This window comes from Idiomarina sp. UBA3162 (genome assembly GCF_002364475.1).
Classification (GTDB): domain Bacteria; phylum Pseudomonadota; class Gammaproteobacteria; order Enterobacterales; family Alteromonadaceae; genus Idiomarina.
Window position 1 is genome coordinate 67,423 of record NZ_DEYI01000095.1, and the last position, 17,002, is coordinate 84,424.

The window sequence follows — 17,002 nt, forward strand, 5'->3', positions numbered from 1 at the left end:
AGAAACGACAAGGTGAGAGATTGTAAGATACTTGAACAATTGATGCTTGCTATGGAAAGTGCATCGCTGTGTGTTCGAGTAGACGCAAACGGGCATATCGTTTGGGTTAGCGAAACGCTTAAACAGCTTGATAGTCAGCACGTTATCTCACCTGGACTGCCGCTGAGCAAGTTGTTGCATACCGATGTGCGTGGACAATTGTTAGATCAGTTTGATTACAGTGTCACTCAACAAAGCCATTGGCAAGGTACCGTAAAACTCAACTTAGGGAATCGTCGCGCTGATTGGTTCAAGGCGATCTTTGTGCCTTTGTTCGACGACAGCCAAGAGCTGCAAGAGCAAGTACTTCTGTTGCAGGATATTTCCCGCGAAGTGTTTTTGGATGAGCTTTTGAATGAAACCCGATTTGATCATACTACGGGATTACCCACTCGTGTTGAGCTCATCGCTGACATCAAACGGGTTAATACGCAAACCGTAGCGATCATCGATATTCGGAAGTTTCGCAGTTACGCAGATTTTTATGGCTTGGAGTTTGGCGACCGCCTGCTGTTTAACTTCAGTGAGACTTGTAAGTCGTTTTTCTATCCTCGTCATATTAATATATACCGGTTGTATGGTGACAAGTTTGCCTTACTGCCATCGTTTAGAATGGTGCCCGCGCTGTTTGAGCAGCAGTTGCAACGGTTCTATACGCACATTATTGAGCGACAAATTGAAGTTAACGGAGCCAATGTAGCGCTCGATATCGCTATCGGCATGGGTGTTGGCAAAGCTAAATTATTACAACTCGCAGAAAGTGCGCTAGCTCGGGCGAAAACAGTATTCTCTGGGCAGCGTATTCATGTCGTTAATGAGCGTGAGTTTTCTGCTAAAAACTCAATTAATTGGTTACCTAAAATACAGTCAGCGATTAAAAATAATCGCTTTATAAACTATTACCAACCGATTCGAAGCAGCAATGGGCAACGCCCAGATTATTATGAAGCTTTGGTCCGTATGCGCGACGGTGAACAAGACATACCGCCCGGATTTTTTCTCGACAAAGCCAAAACAACGCGCTATTACCCCGAAATTACTCGTCGAGTAGTTGAGCAAGCGGTTGTTCATTCGGCACAACATAATGTCCAAATATCAGTCAATGTATCGATTGAGGACATTTTGAATGCTGAAACCGTTGCGTTTATCACGGATCAACTCGAAGCCTACCCGCAGTCTAGGTTAATTTTTGAAATCACTGAAACCGAGTCAACTGAGGATTTCTCTATGGTTGATGAGTTCACGCGTCGCGTGCGATCTCTGGGGGCAGAGATCGCGATTGATGACTTCGGCGTTGGTTACTCAAATTTTTCGCGCTTAATCCAACTGAGGCCCGATTATCTGAAGATCGACGGCAGTATTATTAAGAACATTCTCGAGGATGCAAGTAGCGCGAGTATATTAAATGGTATGATTAGTATATGTCGTGAGCTAAAAATACCGATGGTCGCTGAGTTTGTTGAAACTGAGCAGGTCAATGGCTACTTGACTGAACAACAAATTGAGTTTTTGCAAGGCTACTATATTGGCCGGCCGTCGCCAGACATCATTAAGCTAAACTAACGCGATACGACGTGTCGTTTTAAAATGCACTTTGCTTCTTTTGTTCCCGCGACACTTTTTTTGATGCGATACAGTGTATCGCGTGCAATCGGGCGATACTCGTCAACGCCGACGATCGGCGAAGGATAATCCTCACCTAATTTAAACCCGTACATCTGTGCTTCCATCGGCGTTATTCGATACGGCGCATGCTTGAGCTCGAGTGGCAGTTCGGCAAGCTCTGGCACCCATTGATCAATATATTCTCCGGTCGGATCCTTTTCTATTGCCTGCTTTTCGGGGTTGTACATTCGTATGGTGTTGGTGCCGATGATACCGGCTTGCATCTGAATCTGTGGATAATGAATGCCAGGTTCAAAATCAAGAAACAGCGCGGCAAGGTGAGTTGTTGCATACTGCCAGTGAATATGAAGATAGTGACATAAAAAGCTCACTAACAGCGCGCGCATGCGAAAATTAATATAGCCGGTTTCGACAAGGCAGCGCATTGCAGCATCGACCATGGGGAAACCTGTATTTCCTTGTTGCCAAGCCTGAAGGTGCTGCTCAACTTGAGCATCGGAACGATAAGGATAGTTTTCGTAAGCACGGTTAAGCGGTGCATTTTGCATTGCTGTTTCGGATTCGAACTTTTGAATGAAGTGACAGTGCCAGTGAAGTCGCGATAAGAAGGCGTTAAGTGGTCGTTGCCATCCAGCTTCACGACGTTTATCGACGGTGGCTTGGTAACATTCACGTAAACTGATGTTACCCCAAGCCAAATAGGGCGATAGGCGGCTACAATGTTGCTGTGCTCGCAGAGGCTGAGAAATGCTGTAGTGATATGCGCGTCCACGTTGCTCAAGAAAGCTCGTTAAAGTAGCGACCGCGGCTGTTGGACCACCATATTGAAATGATGAGTTTCGCTTAAACCATGTTTTAGGTAGCGTGCGATAGTCAACACTCACTGCTTTAACTGGCTGAATGCGCGCAAGGTCAGGTGTTGCCAGTGGCGCTTTCATGGTCCCATACCAATGTTTTTGCCATTGTTGGCGGTTATTTAGACCTCGCTGCACAGCCCCAGTAGGGGATTCGTACCAATTTACGTGGTGCTGGCGACACCAGCTAGCGACCTGTTTGTCGCGGTCGAATGTATTTAGTAGACCAACTTCCTGATGACTATAAAGGCTTTTGATATTAAATTGCTGATGCCAAAGCTGAAGTTGTTCAACCGCATCGCCATAGGTGACGTAAATTTGGGTATTGTATACTTTGAGCTTGCGATTAATGTCACGAATTGATTCGACGATAAAGCGCCAATGGCGCTCATCGTAGTGCGGATCATTCACCAACCATGGTTCAAAATTAAACCAAAGTAGTGTCGGTCGCCCGGTTGAAATAGCGGCTTTGAGTGGTTCATGGTCGTTGAGCCTGAGGTCTCTTTTAAACCAAACAACGTTTATTGCCATCAGCTTAAAGGCCAGTCCGCCGCATCAGTAAAGTCGATTTGTGAGACAGCTTGATCGCCATGCCAGCGCTTAATAAACTCACCGTCGGGATCGTAGATTTGCGTTTGCTTATCAAGGTTAAAGCGCCTTGAACCACGGGGATCAGCGCCTACGCCCGCTAGATATTGCCAGTTGCCCCAGTTTGAAGCTACATCGTAATCGATTAGCTGTTGTTCAAAATAAGCCGCGCCGTAGCGCCAATCTAGCTGTAGTTCATGAATGAGGCAACTTGCAACCAACTGGCGTCCGCGATTGGACATGTAACCGGTTTGGTTAAGCTGATGCATGCAGGCATTTACGATAGGATAGGGGGTCTGCCCCTTACACCACGCAGCAAAACGCTGAGGATAAAAGCTTGTCGCAGGCTTTTTGCCTTGGATACCACTGAATTTAAAGACCTTTTCTTGGTAGCTTCGCAAGTACCAATGAAAATATTCGCGCCACATCAGTTCGAAAGCGATCCAATACGTCGATTCATTGGCCCCTTGCGTTTGTTCATACTTTCGCAAAGCATCAATGACCTGGCGTGGTGATAAGTTACCCAGAGCGAGTGCAGCCGAGAGTTTGGTTGAGTCAGCAAAGTTATCAAGCGCATTACGCGTCTCTTTATAACGGCTAGGTGCATTCGAGTCGAAATAGTGGTTTAAGTGTTGGTGTGCTGCGAGCTCACCGCCTTTCAAATATCCACTTGGCTCGACAAAAGGAACGCTGTTCGAGGGAACGGTACGCTGCGGCATTGGCGGCAGTGCTGATAACCGGTTCAGCGCGCGTCCCGCAGGAAATGTCTCGGCGAGCGGCTCAAAGCGCTTGCGAAACGCTGAATAGGTTGCCGGTAGGTCCTCTAATGGGAAATCGAGTTCGCGCTCAGTTAACAGTGTGTGGTTACTGACACGCTCAAAACTAATGTAGGGGAAACGCTTTACTAGAGTATCCCAGCGGCGCCGCTCGTATACACCTGGGTCATCGCTACAGTAGACCGCGTCGATTTCTAATGTGCTGATCAGGGTTGATATTTCAGTTGTCGGCTGACCTTTACGGATAATGAGTTGTTGACCGTGTTGCTGTAAAGAGGCTGCTAGGTCAGCGATCGCCTGTTGTATATAACGCCAACGCGGTTCACTGATGCCGTTGAGGCCATATCGATTTCCTTTAAACCAACTCTCGTCAATAATGAAACAACAAACGAGCTGTTGGCACTGTTTTGCGGCACGAATCAGCGTTAAGTTATCAATGAGTCGCAGATCGAGATTAAACCAGATTAATCCTGTTTGATGTTTTGCTTCCATGAATTGAACTTTACATATGATATGACGTACTTTGGATATACGAAAAAAACAATAAATTGGACGTAGTCATGACTTCAGTAAAAACAAAATGGATCTATTTACTTGGCTTTGGCGGTTTGCTTCCGTTTCTTGGGCTATCACTATCAAGTTTGATGACAATAGAACTGCCGTTGATTGGTAATCCGTTACCTGCGCTGGTTTCTTATGGGGCGGTTATATTGAGTTTTTTATCCGGCATATTATGGGGACGGGCGCTTCATCGAGCGGACACTGAATCAACCCAAGGGCTAATAATTACGAGCAATGTTTTTGCACTACTCGCTTGGCTAACCTTACTACTCAACACAATATTTTGGTCGCTGTTACTGCAAATCGTCGGTTTCGCTTTAGTGCTATTTTTTGAGCGCAAGCTGGCGCGCGGAACAACTATGACCAACCAATCGCGTTATTACCCTATGCGTTTGATGCTCACAGTGGGTGTCATCGTCTGTCAGATTCTTGTGCTAGGGAATCACATTATTTAGTACGGATATAAAAAAAGGGCTGCATTGGCAGCCCTTTTTAAACGTATTAAGGCAGTCGTTATTTTGTTTCTTTCAAAATGGTGACTTCGCCTAAATTCATCTCACGAACCTTATCTTCGATTACATCGAGATCGCCTACGATAACCCATGTTAATGCGTCAGGGCGCAGTAAATCCTTCGCTTCGCTCTGAACCTGGTCAAGCGTGATGGCCGAGACTCGGCTTGGATAAGCTTCTAAGTACTCAATCGTTTTACCTTTGTTCAAGGTTTCGGTGAGTGCACCCATTAACGCACTTTTTGTTTCATAGGCGCCAGGTAGCTTAGCCGTTTTGTTCGCAATCACTTTTTTGAGTTCATCTTCAGTGGCTGGTTTATCACCTTCATACTGATTGTACTCTTTGAGGATTTCTTCGATCGACTCGGTTGTTTTATCGATTTGCACAGGTGCTAAAGCGATTAACAAACCAGGACCCTCAGAGTCTAACCAGATTGAACGAGCACCGTAAGACCAACCTTTATCTTCACGCAGGTTCATATTAAGACGGCTAGTGAATGAACCACCTAAAATAGTATTGGTCACATCGATCAAATCAGCCTTCGCTGTTGTGCCAGAAGGCGCTAACTGACCTGCAATAATCAACGACTGTGGTGTACCTGGCTGGTCAATCAAGAATACACGCGATTCTGAGCGAGGCGCGGGCGTATCAAGTTGCTTAGTCGGAACCGCGTTTGTCGGTGCTTGCCATGCACTGAATGCCTTCTCAAGCATGGGCTTGATTTCAGCTTCAGTGGTATCGCCGACGATAACTAATTTAGCGTTGTCTGGGCGTAACCAAGTATCCACATAGGACACTAAATCATCACGGGTTAACGATTTAATAGAGTCAATCGTGCCTGAGCCCGTGAGCGGCTGACTATATGCATGGTTTTCGTCGAACATTAAGCCTGGCAAAACGCGCAGCGCTTGCGATTGTGGACGCGCCTGCTCTTTGCGAATATTTTCGATCCAGTTTGCGCGTTTACGCTCGATTTCATCCTCAGCAAAGGTCGGACGTTGTAACACCTCATCCATTAAGTTAAGACTCTCGCCCAAATTAACGGTCAGTGTATCTAACGAGATGGTCGAAGTGTCCAAACCGGCTCGAGTCGACAACTGACTACCTAAGCTCTCTAAACGAGCTGCGAGTTCCATTGATGAGTAGTTTGCAGTACCTTCGTTGAGCATATCCATCGCAAAGCTAGCGGTACCCGACTTTTTACCTGCATCGGCAGCATAACCTGCATCAAAGCTCAAAGAGAGTTCAACGGTTGGTGTGTCGTGGCGCTCAGCTAAGTAGACTTCAAGCCCATTCGATAATGTGAACTGTTGAAGCTCAGGTAGTTCAAGCTGCGGTAGGTCACCTACATCCGGTAACTGACTGCGATCACTCATGCTCTCGCCAGCAGTATAGTCAGGCTGTGGCTCTACAAATAGGGTAAAGTCACCGCGGCTTAACCACTCTTTTGCCGTAGTTTGAAGATCCGCTGTTGAGGCGCTCTCAACCCAGTCCATTTCTTGCGCGTAAAAACCTGGATCGCCGTGATAGACTGCGCCTGACGCAAGAATGTCAGATTTACCACCGAAACCACCCACTTTCTCGGCTTGGCGGACGAAAGATGCCATGGTTGAAAAACGTGTACGATTAAGCTCTTCTTGAGTCGGCCCATTGGCGAGTAGCTTATTCAACTCTTCGTTAATGATGCTTTCGATGCGTTCTAGCTCAACACCTTGCTTGGCGTCTGCAATCACCATAAATTGGCCTGCAACGTCACGCGCATATTGGAAGCTAGATACACTGGTTGCGATCTGCTCATCATAAACGAGGCGCTGGTACAAACGTGAGTTTTTACCGCCGGCGAGGATATCTGAAAGTAGTGACAGGTATTCAGAGTCTTCGGTTCCCATCGGTGGGGTATTCCACACCTTGTAAATACGTGATGACGGAACGTTATCTTCCATTACAGCGCGTTTGCTTTCGTCGCGCTTGGCTATCCATTGCTCAGTCTTCTTAATTGCTTTACCCGGTGCAATGTCACCAAAGTATTTTTGCATTTTTGCTTTAGCGGTCTCGACATCAATATCACCTGCTAATACAACAACTGCATTGGCCGCGCCGTAGTAATCTTTAAACCACTGGTGGACGTCATCTAAGCTTGCCGCATTCAAATCTTCCATAGAGCCAATAACAGACCATGAATAAGGGTGGCCTTCTGGGAAGGTTTGTTCAGCCAAGTAGCCCCAAACACGACCATAAGGCTGTGCTTCACCTTGACGTTTTTCGTTCTGTACTACGCCGCGCTGCTCATCAAGCTTATCTTGAGTAATCGCACCAAGTAGGTGGCCCATACGATCGGATTCCATCCACAACGCCATATCAAGGGCCGGTGTTGGTACGTTTTCGAAGTAATTGGTGCGATCGTTGTTGGTCGTACCGTTCATTTCTGTCGCGCCGGCACGTTCAAAGGGACCGAAATACTCGTCATCATAGTTTTCAGAACCGTTAAACATGAGGTGTTCGAACAAGTGGGCAAAGCCCGTCTTGCCTTCTTTTTCATCTTTAGAACCAACCGAGTACCACACGTTGACTGCTACGATCGGTGCTTTGCGATCTTCGTGCACAACCACGGTCAAGCCATTATCGAGCGTGAATGTCTCGTAATTAATATCAACTTGAGGTAGGTTTTTTTGTTGTACCACCGCTGTTTGCGTGTTCTCACGTTCCGCAGAAGTGGCTTGGCAGCCGCCGAGCAGGACGGATGCAACAGCCACCGCCGTGAGTGTTTTTACCATTTTCATGTTGTGTAATCCTAATTGTTGTAATTAACGATGCTATATTAAACAGGCTCAGAGAAAGTATGTAGTTTTCGATGTTTAAAAATTGTAACTAAATTAGACAAAATCGATTTTCATGCAAGGGTTTTAATTAGCGATGGAATCAAGGATAATTGCGCGCGGTCAAAGAGGTTACAAGGAAATGACAGGGTTGTGAGTAAAACGACAGTTATTGCTATTGCAGGGGCATCGGCCTCGGGTAAGAGTCTTTTTGCATCGACAGTTTATCAGGAACTGGTTGCAGAGTTAGGTAGTGACGGCATTGCGATTTTAGCCGAGGATGCCTATTACAGAGACCAAAGCCACATGACGATGGAGCAGCGCGTGTTGACGAATTATGATCAACCGTCTGCATTTGAACATGACTTACTTAAGCAGCATATTCGCGATTTGCGTGATGGTATTGCTGTCGAAATGCCACAATATAGTCATACCACTCACACGCGACTGCCTGAGAGTATTCCTGTAGCCCCCGCGAAAGTCATTATGGTTGAGGGTATTTTACTGCTGACTGATCCTTCTTTAAGAGAAGAGTTCGATATCTCGGTATTCATGGATACACCGCTCGATATTTGTTTGTTACGGCGTATTAAACGCGATATCGAAGAACGTGGTCGTAATTTGCAGTCCGTCACAGAGCAGTATGAAAAATATGTTCGTCCAGCCTTCTTCGACCATATATTTCCTTCCAAGCAGTATGCTGATCTCGTAGTAACCCGAGGCGGGCGAAATGAAATTGCGATTGATATAATAAAAACAAAAATACGCCAGCTGCTGGCTGAATAACCTACGGTCCTTTATGAATAGTTTACTTGGCATTGCCGTTATCTTTTTCGTTGCTTTTTTACTGTCCACTAATCGCAGAGCCATTCGTTGGCGCACGGTTATTGGCGCTTTCTCGATTCAACTTTTACTCGCTTGCTTTGTTCTTTATGTTCCTGTTGGAAGAGAAATGTTATTTGGCTTTGCCCAAGGCGTTTCGACAGTCATTGGCTACACCAGCGCAGGTATAAACTTCCTCTTTGGGTCGCTTGCCAGCGAAGATTTTGGATTTGTGTTTGCAATACAGGTTTTAAGCGTCATCGTTTTTTTCTCGTCACTCATCTCTGTGCTGTACTACCTGGGTATTATGAAGTGGATTATAAAAATCCTCGGGGGCGGTTTACAGCGTCTATTGAGAACCAGTCGGCCTGAGTCCATGTCTGCAGCGGCGAATATTTTCGTTGGTCAGACCGAGGCACCGATGATGGTACGTCCATTTATTGGCACCATGACGCGCTCAGAATTATTTGCTGTGATGGTCGGCGGGATGTCCTCAGTATCGGGCTCGGTATTGGCCGGCTACGCAGGTGTAGGCGTAGAACTGAAGTACTTGATTGCCGCGAGCTTTATGGCCGCTCCTGCCGGTTTTTTAATGGCGAAAATGATGATTCCGGAGACCGAGAAACCACGCAACGACTTGACTGAAGTTGAAGTTGACGATCAGTCGGCTAACGTGATTGATGCAGCCGCAACAGGGGCTTCAAGCGGTCTACAACTGGCGATGAACGTGGGTGCTATGTTGCTGGCGTTTGTCGCATTAATTGCACTGGTAAACGGCATCTTTGGTTGGGTCGGCGGCTGGTTTGGTTACCCAGAACTGACCTTACAAGAAATATTTGGCTATGTGTTCCAGCCCGTCGCCTATGTTCTGGGTGTGAGCTGGGATGAAGCACAGCTAGCAGGTAGCTTTATCGGGCAAAAACTAGTCATTAATGAGTTTGTTGCTTACCTTGATTTTGTCAATTACAAAGATCAATTAAGTGAACATTCGCAAGTTATCATTACCTTTGTTCTGTGCGGTTTTGCTAATTTCTCATCGATTGCTATTTTACTCGGTGGTCTCGGTGGCATGGCGCCGAGTCGCCGCCATGATATTGCACGATTGGGTATGCGCGCTTTATTAGCGGCAACGCTCGCTAATATGATGAGTGCAGCCATTGCGGGCTTTTTTATCGGATTAAGCTAGAACGCGATTGAAGCGCATTAAAAAGCCGGCTCGACAGCCGGCTTTTTTGTTTGTAAAGGTTGGTTGGTTTAGCTACGGTCGCGGATCATGCCCTCTTGTATGGTTGATGCAACTAAGGTGCCTTCGCGGTTAAATAGTTGACCTCGAACCAAACCGCGAGCCCCACTCGCGGAAGGGCTATCAATCGCATAAAGTAGCCAATCATCCATGCGGAAATCACGATGAAACCACATCGCATGGTCGATGGTCGCGACCTGCATCTTAGGTTGTGCGAAACTCTTGCCGTGCGGCTGTAATGCGGTGGGCAAAAAGTTAAAGTCCGAAGCGTAGGCAAGCAAGTATTTGTGCACACGCGGATCATCAGGCATGGCGCCATTAGCACGCAGCCAAACGTAACGTTTAGGCTCGTCTTTTTCTGGTTTAAATGGGTTGTACGATGTGACAAAGCGCATTTCGATGGGTTTTTCGCTGATGAACTTGTTGCGCAGTGGCGCGGGAATCAGTTCTTCGTGTTCGCGATAAATATCAATGTCCGAGACTAACCCTTCGGGACCTGGCACATCAGGCATCGCGTCTTGGTGCTCAAAGCCTTCTTCGTGTTGTTGGAACGATGCTGTCATGTAGAAAATAGCTTTACCGTGTTGAATCGCTTTGACTCGACGAGTGGAAACACTGTTGCCGTCTCGAATAACCTCGACATCATAAACGATCGGTTTTTTGGCATCGCCTGGGCGTAAGAAGTAGCTGTGAAACGAATGACAGAGACGTTCGGGAGGTAAAGTTTCTTTGGCCGCTGATAAGGCTTGCCCGATAACTTGACCACCAAATACCGCGCCAAAGCCGAGGTCTTGACTGTTTCCACGGTACAAACCTTGTTCAATTGTTTCCAAGCGAAGTAAATCAAGGAGGTTATCCAATACTTGGCTCATTGCCTATTTCCTTTGTTTATGATTAATATCAATGCAGTTAGTTTAACGAAATGATCTGATTTAGTCTTTAATCACTACTTATATAGACACAATTATTCGTAAAAATAGATGGTTATGAGTGAAATTTGAGCGCTTGTTGGTAGCCCTTTACAGCGCAATATGTTTGCATAAAACAAAAGGCTATGGTCGAACCTAGCCTCATTGACTATATTAATAAAAACCTATCAGCTTAACTAACGCAAGAGCGAACGGGAGAGTACTATGTCAGGCAAAGACAGTCTGAATACGTTAAGTACATTGGATGTTAATGGTAACTCGTACGAGTACTACAGTTTACCGAAAGCAGCCAAGGAGCTCGGCAATATCGATAAATTGCCCGCTTCGATGAAAGTACTTTTAGAAAATCTACTTCGTAACGAAGATGGGGAAACCGTCACTCGTGAAGACTTATCTGCAATGGTAGATTGGTTGAAAGAACGTAAAATTGACCGTGAGATTCAGTATCGTCCAGCACGGGTCTTGATGCAGGATTTTACGGGCGTGCCAGGTATTGTGGATTTGGCAGCGATGCGTGACGCGGTCAGCAATGCCGGCCAAAACCCAGAGCAAATCAATCCGCTATCACCGGTCGACTTGGTCATCGACCACTCAGTGATGGTTGATAAATACGCATCACCCGAAGCGTTTAAAGAAAATGTGCGCATTGAGATGGAGCGTAATAAAGAGCGATATGAGTTCCTACGTTGGGGTCAGAAGGCGTTTGAAAATTTCCGCGTTGTACCGCCAGGCACTGGTATTTGCCACCAAGTTAACCTTGAGTACCTTGGTAAGAGTGTTTGGACCAAAGAAGAAAACGGAAAAACCGTCGCGTACCCAGATACGTTGGTCGGTACGGATTCACACACCACCATGATCAACGCGCTTGGCGTGTTAGGCTGGGGTGTTGGCGGTATCGAGGCCGAAGCCGCCATGCTCGGACAACCGGTGTCAATGTTGATTCCTGAAGTTGTCGGTTTCCGTATGACAGGCAAGCTGAACGAGGGCGTGACTGCCACTGACTTAGTGTTGACCGTAACGCAAATGCTACGCGAGAAAGGCGTAGTGGGTAAATTCGTTGAATTTTATGGTCCAGGTTTGGATAACTTGCCACTGGCAGACCGTGCAACGATCTCAAACATGTCGCCAGAATACGGTGCGACTTGTGGCTTCTTCCCTGTGGATGAAGAGACCATCAACTATATGCGCTTATCCGGTCGTGATGAGGAAACCTTGGCGCTAGTTGAGTCGTATTGTAAAGAGCAGGGCTTGTGGCGTAGCAACGACAATGAGCCAGAATTTACAGACACGCTTGAGCTGGATCTAAGCGAAGTGCGTGCATCGTTGGCGGGACCTAAGCGCCCACAAGACCGTGTGAACATGGAGCAACTGGGTAGCAACTTTGATCTCATCTTAGAGACTAACGGCAAAGCCAACGAAAAAGATAAGTCGGTTCCGGTTAAAGGCCAAGACTTTGAGCTTTCTCACGGCGATGTTGTGATAGCTGCAATTACGTCCTGTACCAATACATCAAACCCCAGTGTGTTGATGGCGGCAGGTTTGCTCGCTAAGAAAGCGGTTGAGAAAGGTCTTATTCGCCAGCCGTGGGTTAAGTCTTCATTTGCGCCCGGCTCTAAAGTGGTAACTGACTACTTGGCTAAAGCCGGTCTAACGCCGTACCTTGAAGAGCTCGGCTTCCACCTTGTAGGTTATGGTTGTACGACCTGTATCGGTAACTCCGGACCGTTAGATGATGAGATTAGTGATGCGATCAACGAGGGCGATTTGACAGTGTCCTCAGTGTTATCGGGTAACCGTAACTTTGAAGGTCGTGTTCACCCCGATGTGAAAGCAAACTGGTTGGCTTCGCCACCGTTGGTCGTGGCTTATGCGTTATCAGGTACTACCCGTACCGACCTGAGCAAAGACCCGATCGGCAAAGATAAAGACGGTAATGACGTGATGTTGAAAGACATCTGGCCAAGCAGCTCTGAAATTGCTGAAGCCGTTAAGACGGTTGATAATGAGATGTTCCGCAAGGAATATGGTGAAGTCTTTAAAGGTGATGAAGAGTGGCGCTCAATCAAAGTCGCTGAGGGTAAAACCTACGATTGGCAAGATGATTCAACCTATGTGAAGAATCCACCCTTCTTTGACGACATTAATGAGCCGTTAGCTGATCCAAGTGACATCGAAGATGCCAATGTGCTTGCGGTGTTTGCTGACTCAATCACGACCGACCATATTTCACCCGCAGGTTCGATTAAACCAGACTCGCCAGCAGGTCGTTATCTGCAAGAAAATGGTGTTGAAGTTAAAGACTTTAACTCGTACGGCTCTCGTCGTGGTAATCACGAGGTCATGATGCGCGGTACCTTCGGTAACATTCGCATCAAAAACCAAATGCTTGACGGCGTTGAAGGTGGTTTCACCAAGTACATTCCGACTGGCGAGGAAATGTCGATTTACGATGCAGCAATGAAGTACATCGAGAACGACACGCCGTTGGTTGTTTTAGCTGGTAAAGAGTACGGTACTGGCTCAAGCCGTGACTGGGCCGCTAAAGGCACGCGGTTACTGGGTGTGAAAGCCGTAATTGCTGAAAGTTATGAGCGAATCCACCGTTCTAACCTGATTGGCATGGGTGTTTTACCGTTGCAGTTTGAAGACGGTCAAGGCGTTGAAGCTCATGGCCTAACAGGCGAGGAGACCATCTCAATCAAAGGTTTAAACAAAGATCTTAAACCGGGACAGATGCTCGATGTCGTTGCCAAAGGCAAAGATGGCAAGGAAGTTGAATTCCAAGCTAAGTGTCGCATTGATACTTCAAATGAAATGAAGTACTACAAGAACGGCGGTATCTTGCATTACGTATTGCGTCAAATGCTAGAGAAGAAATAAGCATTTGATAGCCGCAAAAAAGCCGTCCGCATGTTGCATGCGGACGGCTTTTTTTTTAGAGGAGGGGGTTGGCTAGATGTTGAGTGCCCGCCCGCCATCAACCTTTATTGACTCACCTGTAAGAAAAGGATTATCACGTAAAAATTTTACCGTCTCTATCATCGGCTGCAAACCACCTTCAACATTAAGTGGTGTTTCGGACATCACTTTCTCACGGTGTGCGTCATCATGATCGGGTAAGAAGAGAATCGGACCCGGTTGGATGGCATTGACCCGAATTTTGGGCGCTAAAGTTTTAGCAAACCCTTGCGTCATATTCGCCAGCGCTGCTTTTGCACCGCAGTAGGCAATATAGCTCGGTGAAGGGCTGTCAGTGTAGATATCGGTGATATTCACCACCAATGGGTTATCACTGCGCTCCAATAATGACTGAAGTCCTGTGATGAGCAAGTAAGGTGCTACCGCGTGCACATTATAAACGGCCGTCAGTGCATCGGTGTCGTTATTAACAACTTCGTTATCGAAAAAGCACGACGCATTATTGACCAACAGATCCAGAGTATCGGTTTTCTCTTTGACCTGCTCAATCAACGATCGTACCGCGCTAGGCTCATTAAAGTCGCCTTGTAGAGGAATCGCGCCGCGCTGTTCGAGCGCTTCGACTCCGTTTTTAGAGCTGTTGTAATGGGCGAAAACCTGATAGCCCTCGTCAATTAGATGGTTAGCTAGCTCATAGCCAAAGCGTCGGCCCGCTCCCGTAATCAGCACATTCTTTGCCATGATTATCCTTCCTTTAGTTCGTAAGCAATATCTTGTAAATAGGCAGGCACCTCGGGCTGTTCATCGACAGGGCCGAGAATATCAATATCAATTGTACGATCTTTGATGCTCCGATCCGGATCGTCACGGTCCCGACCGAGTTGCTCTTCAATTTCGTTAAAACGTTGCTTTAATTGCTTGGCTGTCAGCGTTGTTTCGATAGTGAATAACGCATTCAGAAAGGGGTGCGGTGTATCAATATCAACAGGACGGGTGAGAATATCGCGTGTAAACGCAAGCTCATCAGAAACTTGATAAAGGTAGTGTTTAGCGCGAGAAAAGTGAAGTTCCGGTTCGATATTTGAGCCTAAACTACATAAATACTTCATAGATTAACTTTGTGGTTGATTACATTGAAAGATTATACGCAATTCAAAACTAATTGGTTTGTATCAAGTTATCTGATTTTATTGAAATTAGCGAATTGTTAAAAAACATGTATCTCGGATTGTACCTTTGCCAGTTAAGTTGAAAAGCCCAGTGACCGCTGATAGGCTGAATTTTGTGTCAAAGATAATAAGAACCAATGATATGACAAGCTTTCAGGTATGGCTGAAATGCTATAATAAAGCGCTACTCGCGTTGTTATTTATATTAATATCTTGTTCAGCGATGGCGCAGAGCGAGGATACCGTGGTGCTCTCGGGGCCTACCGAAGAGGTGCGCGCGGGTTATTTCGTCGTCGAGCTGCAGCAAATCTCCCCAGCACTCCGGCCTTTATCACTCCAAGTCAGTGACACGAACTCGTTTACGAACGTGTTGCAGACCGTTCCAATCATGGGCGATTTCAATCAAGTGACTTTAACGGGGTTCGAGTCGGGTGATTATTACATTCGCGCCGTACATCAGCAGCGTGTGGTCAGCCAAGCAGCGATAAAAGTCACTGTTGAGCATTATCCGATTTGGCAAGCTCTGACACTGTTCGTCTTAGGCGCACTTCTATTTTTGTTATTGTTGCTGACATTAATCATGGGACATAAGAAGGCGGTGCGTCATGACTGAGTTTGCACTGGATACACAGACTGCACTGTTTATTATCGTCGGCTTCGCCTTAGCGTGGATTGCATTCGGTGTTTGGCTCGGCCGAAAAAATAAATCCCATGAAGATTTCGCATTAGCGGGACGTAATGTCGGTTATGCGTTCGCAGCAGCTACCGCAATGGCGACATGGGTGACTAGCAACACAACACTGGTTGCGCCTCAGCTAACCTATCAACTCGGTGTATGGGGTATGGTCGGTTATTCATTTGCCGCACTGGGGTTATTGTTATTCGCGCCCATGGCCAAGCGTATTAAACAGATACTGCCTCAAGGTTATACGTCCGGTGACTTTATCCGTTTGCGCTATGGTCGGTTTGCTTGGGCCGTGTTCTTGGTTATTTCCGTCGTGTATGCGTTCGGTTGGTTAGTGAGCCTCGGTATGGCGGGAGGAATCCTGCTCGAAGCACTAAGCGGCCTAGATTACTACATTGGCATGACGATTATTTTAGCGATGTGTGTGGGATATACGCTGTTCGGTGGCTTACGCGCAGTTATCGCTACCGACTTTATTCAAGCGTTAATTATTATCTTAGGTGTTGCAGTCGTCGCTTATTGGTTGATCGATAACGTGGGCTTAACCAGTATACATACTGAGCTGAGTCATGCGCACCCTCAGCTATTAGATCTGCTTTTTCCCGCAGCAGTGATGTTTTTATTTAATAATATATTTTTCGGGCTGGGTGAAATATTTCATTCAAATGTATGGTGGTCGCGCGCGTTGTCCTTTCGCAAGAACGTCGCGTACAAAGCCTATTTAACCGGTGGCTTGTTGTGGTTACCGATTCCAATTGTCACTGGATTCATCGCATTGGCCGCACCACAACTGGGTATATTTCCAGCATCGGCCGATATGATCGGGCCAGCGGTTGCTTCGTCAGTGCTCGGCAAAACAGGTGCCATACTGGTGTTTATTGTTGTGTTCTCGGCGTTGGCGTCCAGTCTTGATTCTTTACTGGCGGCCTCGTCTGATTTAGTCACACAGGATATTTACCATAAATTAATTAAGAAGAACGCATCAGATCAGCAACTGATGCGCTTTAATCGGTACTGCATACTCAGCCTTGGCGTGATGACCTGGTTATTATGCTTACCTCGAGTAGCCACGTTGGGCGCGCTGCTAAACTTTGCAGGTGCTTTTGTCGCAAGCACCATTTGGCCTATCGTGATAGGGCTTTATTGGCGGCGCCTGCAAGGAATTTTCGCTGGAATAGCGATGGCGGCAGGTACGATAGTTGGCCTGGTGGCTTATTTTTGGATTGGATTTTACGTCGCAGCATTGGTTTCTTGTGCTGTGTCAGGCCTGATTTGTGCAATTGGCGTTGTATTCAACAAAAGTCAGTTTTCGTGGCATCAATTGCAGGAGAATGAACAATGATTATTTCAGAAATGGCATTCTTTCTATTGGTCACGGGCGCGTTAATACTCACAGTGTTAGCGCCGGTTGTACTCATCGGTCTGTTTATAAAAGATTATTTTTCTAAATCAATATGGTAACTG

Annotated in this window: 14 protein-coding genes; 8 read left to right on the forward strand and 6 right to left on the reverse strand. The window is 46.6% G+C overall.

The features are described 5' to 3' along the window. Positions 1-12 precede the first annotated feature (12 nt). Positions 13-1,602: an EAL domain-containing protein gene (locus B2X00_RS11710; RefSeq protein WP_290487813.1), complete on the forward strand. Its 1,590-nt coding sequence runs from the start codon at positions 13-15 to the stop codon at positions 1,600-1,602. Here B2X00_RS11710 and B2X00_RS11715 read toward each other — a convergent pair. Both B2X00_RS11715 and B2X00_RS11720 read right to left on the reverse strand, forming a co-directional pair. Next, positions 1,599-3,050, reverse strand: a complete 1,452-nt coding sequence (locus tag B2X00_RS11715) for a cryptochrome/deoxyribodipyrimidine photo-lyase family protein (RefSeq protein ID WP_290487815.1) — start codon at positions 3,048-3,050, stop codon at positions 1,599-1,601. The two genes, B2X00_RS11710 and B2X00_RS11715, sit on opposite strands and share 4 nt — an antisense overlap. Further along, positions 3,050-4,375 carry a DASH family cryptochrome gene (locus B2X00_RS11720; RefSeq protein ID WP_290487817.1) on the reverse strand — a complete coding sequence of 442 codons (1,326 nt, stop codon included), beginning with the start codon at positions 4,373-4,375 and terminating at the stop codon, positions 3,050-3,052. Before B2X00_RS11720 ends, B2X00_RS11715 begins: the two co-directional genes overlap by 1 nt. 68 nt (positions 4,376-4,443) lie before the next feature. Between B2X00_RS11720 and B2X00_RS11725 the strand changes: the two genes are divergently transcribed. Beyond that, positions 4,444-4,899, forward strand: coding sequence for a DUF3429 domain-containing protein (locus B2X00_RS11725; protein ID WP_290487819.1), 456 nt, complete (start codon positions 4,444-4,446; stop codon positions 4,897-4,899). 58 nt (positions 4,900-4,957) lie between these two features. On the opposite strand, the gene B2X00_RS11730 is transcribed toward B2X00_RS11725, so the two are convergent. Then, positions 4,958-7,735, reverse strand: a complete 2,778-nt coding sequence (locus tag B2X00_RS11730) for a M16 family metallopeptidase (protein WP_290487822.1) — start codon at positions 7,733-7,735, stop codon at positions 4,958-4,960. Between the two features lie 189 nt (positions 7,736-7,924). Between B2X00_RS11730 and udk the strand changes: the two genes are divergently transcribed. Together udk and B2X00_RS11740 are read left to right on the forward strand one after the other, a co-directional pair. Then, on the forward strand, positions 7,925-8,557 hold the full coding sequence (gene udk / locus B2X00_RS11735; protein WP_071462535.1) for a uridine kinase: 633 nt from the start codon (positions 7,925-7,927) through the stop codon (positions 8,555-8,557). 13 nt (positions 8,558-8,570) lie between these two features. Next, on the forward strand, positions 8,571-9,779 hold the full coding sequence (locus B2X00_RS11740) for a NupC/NupG family nucleoside CNT transporter (RefSeq protein ID WP_290487823.1): 1,209 nt from the start codon (positions 8,571-8,573) through the stop codon (positions 9,777-9,779). A 68-nt stretch (positions 9,780-9,847) separates the two neighbouring features. On the opposite strand, the gene tesB is transcribed toward B2X00_RS11740, so the two are convergent. Beyond that, positions 9,848-10,708 (reverse strand): acyl-CoA thioesterase II, encoded by an 861-nt coding sequence (gene tesB / locus B2X00_RS11745; RefSeq protein WP_006955550.1) that lies wholly within the window; start codon positions 10,706-10,708, stop codon positions 9,848-9,850. 261 nt (positions 10,709-10,969) lie between these two features. On the opposite strand from tesB, the gene acnA reads away from it, so the two are divergent. Continuing rightward, on the forward strand, positions 10,970-13,645 hold the full coding sequence (acnA, locus tag B2X00_RS11750) for an aconitate hydratase AcnA (RefSeq protein WP_290487824.1): 2,676 nt from the start codon (positions 10,970-10,972) through the stop codon (positions 13,643-13,645). A gap of 72 nt (positions 13,646-13,717) precedes the next feature. On the opposite strand, the gene B2X00_RS11755 is transcribed toward acnA, so the two are convergent. Beyond that, positions 13,718-14,425 carry an SDR family NAD(P)-dependent oxidoreductase gene (locus B2X00_RS11755; RefSeq protein WP_290487825.1) on the reverse strand — a complete coding sequence of 236 codons (708 nt, stop codon included), beginning with the start codon at positions 14,423-14,425 and terminating at the stop codon, positions 13,718-13,720. Between the two features lie 2 nt (positions 14,426-14,427). Continuing rightward, on the reverse strand, positions 14,428-14,793 hold the full coding sequence (gene folK, locus B2X00_RS11760; RefSeq protein ID WP_290487826.1) for a 2-amino-4-hydroxy-6-hydroxymethyldihydropteridine diphosphokinase: 366 nt from the start codon (positions 14,791-14,793) through the stop codon (positions 14,428-14,430). A gap of 202 nt (positions 14,794-14,995) precedes the next feature. On the opposite strand from folK, the gene B2X00_RS11765 reads away from it, so the two are divergent. Genes B2X00_RS11765 through B2X00_RS11775 form a run of 3 tightly spaced genes read left to right on the forward strand, consistent with a single transcriptional unit; the run spans position 14,996 to position 16,999 of the window. Continuing rightward, positions 14,996-15,466, forward strand: coding sequence for a hypothetical protein (locus B2X00_RS11765; protein WP_290487827.1), 471 nt, complete (start codon positions 14,996-14,998; stop codon positions 15,464-15,466). Next, a complete protein-coding gene (locus tag B2X00_RS11770) occupies positions 15,459-16,880 on the forward strand; it encodes a sodium:solute symporter family protein (RefSeq protein ID WP_290487828.1) in 1,422 nt (473 codons plus the stop codon). Before B2X00_RS11765 ends, B2X00_RS11770 begins: the two co-directional genes overlap by 8 nt. Beyond that, complete coding sequence (locus B2X00_RS11775; RefSeq protein WP_290487829.1) at positions 16,877-16,999, forward strand: hypothetical protein; 123 nt, start codon at positions 16,877-16,879, stop codon at positions 16,997-16,999. The genes B2X00_RS11770 and B2X00_RS11775 overlap by 4 nt, the downstream gene beginning before the upstream one ends. Positions 17,000-17,002: the final 3 nt, after the last annotated feature.

What these genes read in the sequence shown, in the direction of transcription:
- B2X00_RS11715 (WP_290487815.1), bottom strand. Translation starts at nt 3,050, where the DNA reads ATGGCAATAAACGTTGTTTGGTTTAAAAGAGACCTCAGGCTCAACGAC.
- B2X00_RS11720 (WP_290487817.1), bottom strand. Translation starts at nt 4,375, where the DNA reads ATGGAAGCAAAACATCAAACAGGATTAATCTGGTTTAATCTCGATCTG.
- B2X00_RS11725 (WP_290487819.1), top strand. Translation starts at nt 4,444, where the DNA reads ATGACTTCAGTAAAAACAAAATGGATCTATTTACTTGGCTTTGGCGGT.
- B2X00_RS11730 (WP_290487822.1), bottom strand. Translation starts at nt 7,735, where the DNA reads ATGAAAATGGTAAAAACACTCACGGCGGTGGCTGTTGCATCCGTCCTG.
- B2X00_RS11740 (WP_290487823.1), top strand. Translation starts at nt 8,571, where the DNA reads ATGAATAGTTTACTTGGCATTGCCGTTATCTTTTTCGTTGCTTTTTTA.
- tesB (WP_006955550.1), bottom strand. Translation starts at nt 10,708, where the DNA reads ATGAGCCAAGTATTGGATAACCTCCTTGATTTACTTCGCTTGGAAACA.
- acnA (WP_290487824.1), top strand. Translation starts at nt 10,970, where the DNA reads ATGTCAGGCAAAGACAGTCTGAATACGTTAAGTACATTGGATGTTAAT.
- B2X00_RS11755 (WP_290487825.1), bottom strand. Translation starts at nt 14,425, where the DNA reads ATGGCAAAGAATGTGCTGATTACGGGAGCGGGCCGACGCTTTGGCTAT.
- folK (WP_290487826.1), bottom strand. Translation starts at nt 14,793, where the DNA reads ATGAAGTATTTATGTAGTTTAGGCTCAAATATCGAACCGGAACTTCAC.
- B2X00_RS11765 (WP_290487827.1), top strand. Translation starts at nt 14,996, where the DNA reads ATGACAAGCTTTCAGGTATGGCTGAAATGCTATAATAAAGCGCTACTC.
- B2X00_RS11770 (WP_290487828.1), top strand. Translation starts at nt 15,459, where the DNA reads ATGACTGAGTTTGCACTGGATACACAGACTGCACTGTTTATTATCGTC.
- B2X00_RS11775 (WP_290487829.1), top strand. Translation starts at nt 16,877, where the DNA reads ATGATTATTTCAGAAATGGCATTCTTTCTATTGGTCACGGGCGCGTTA.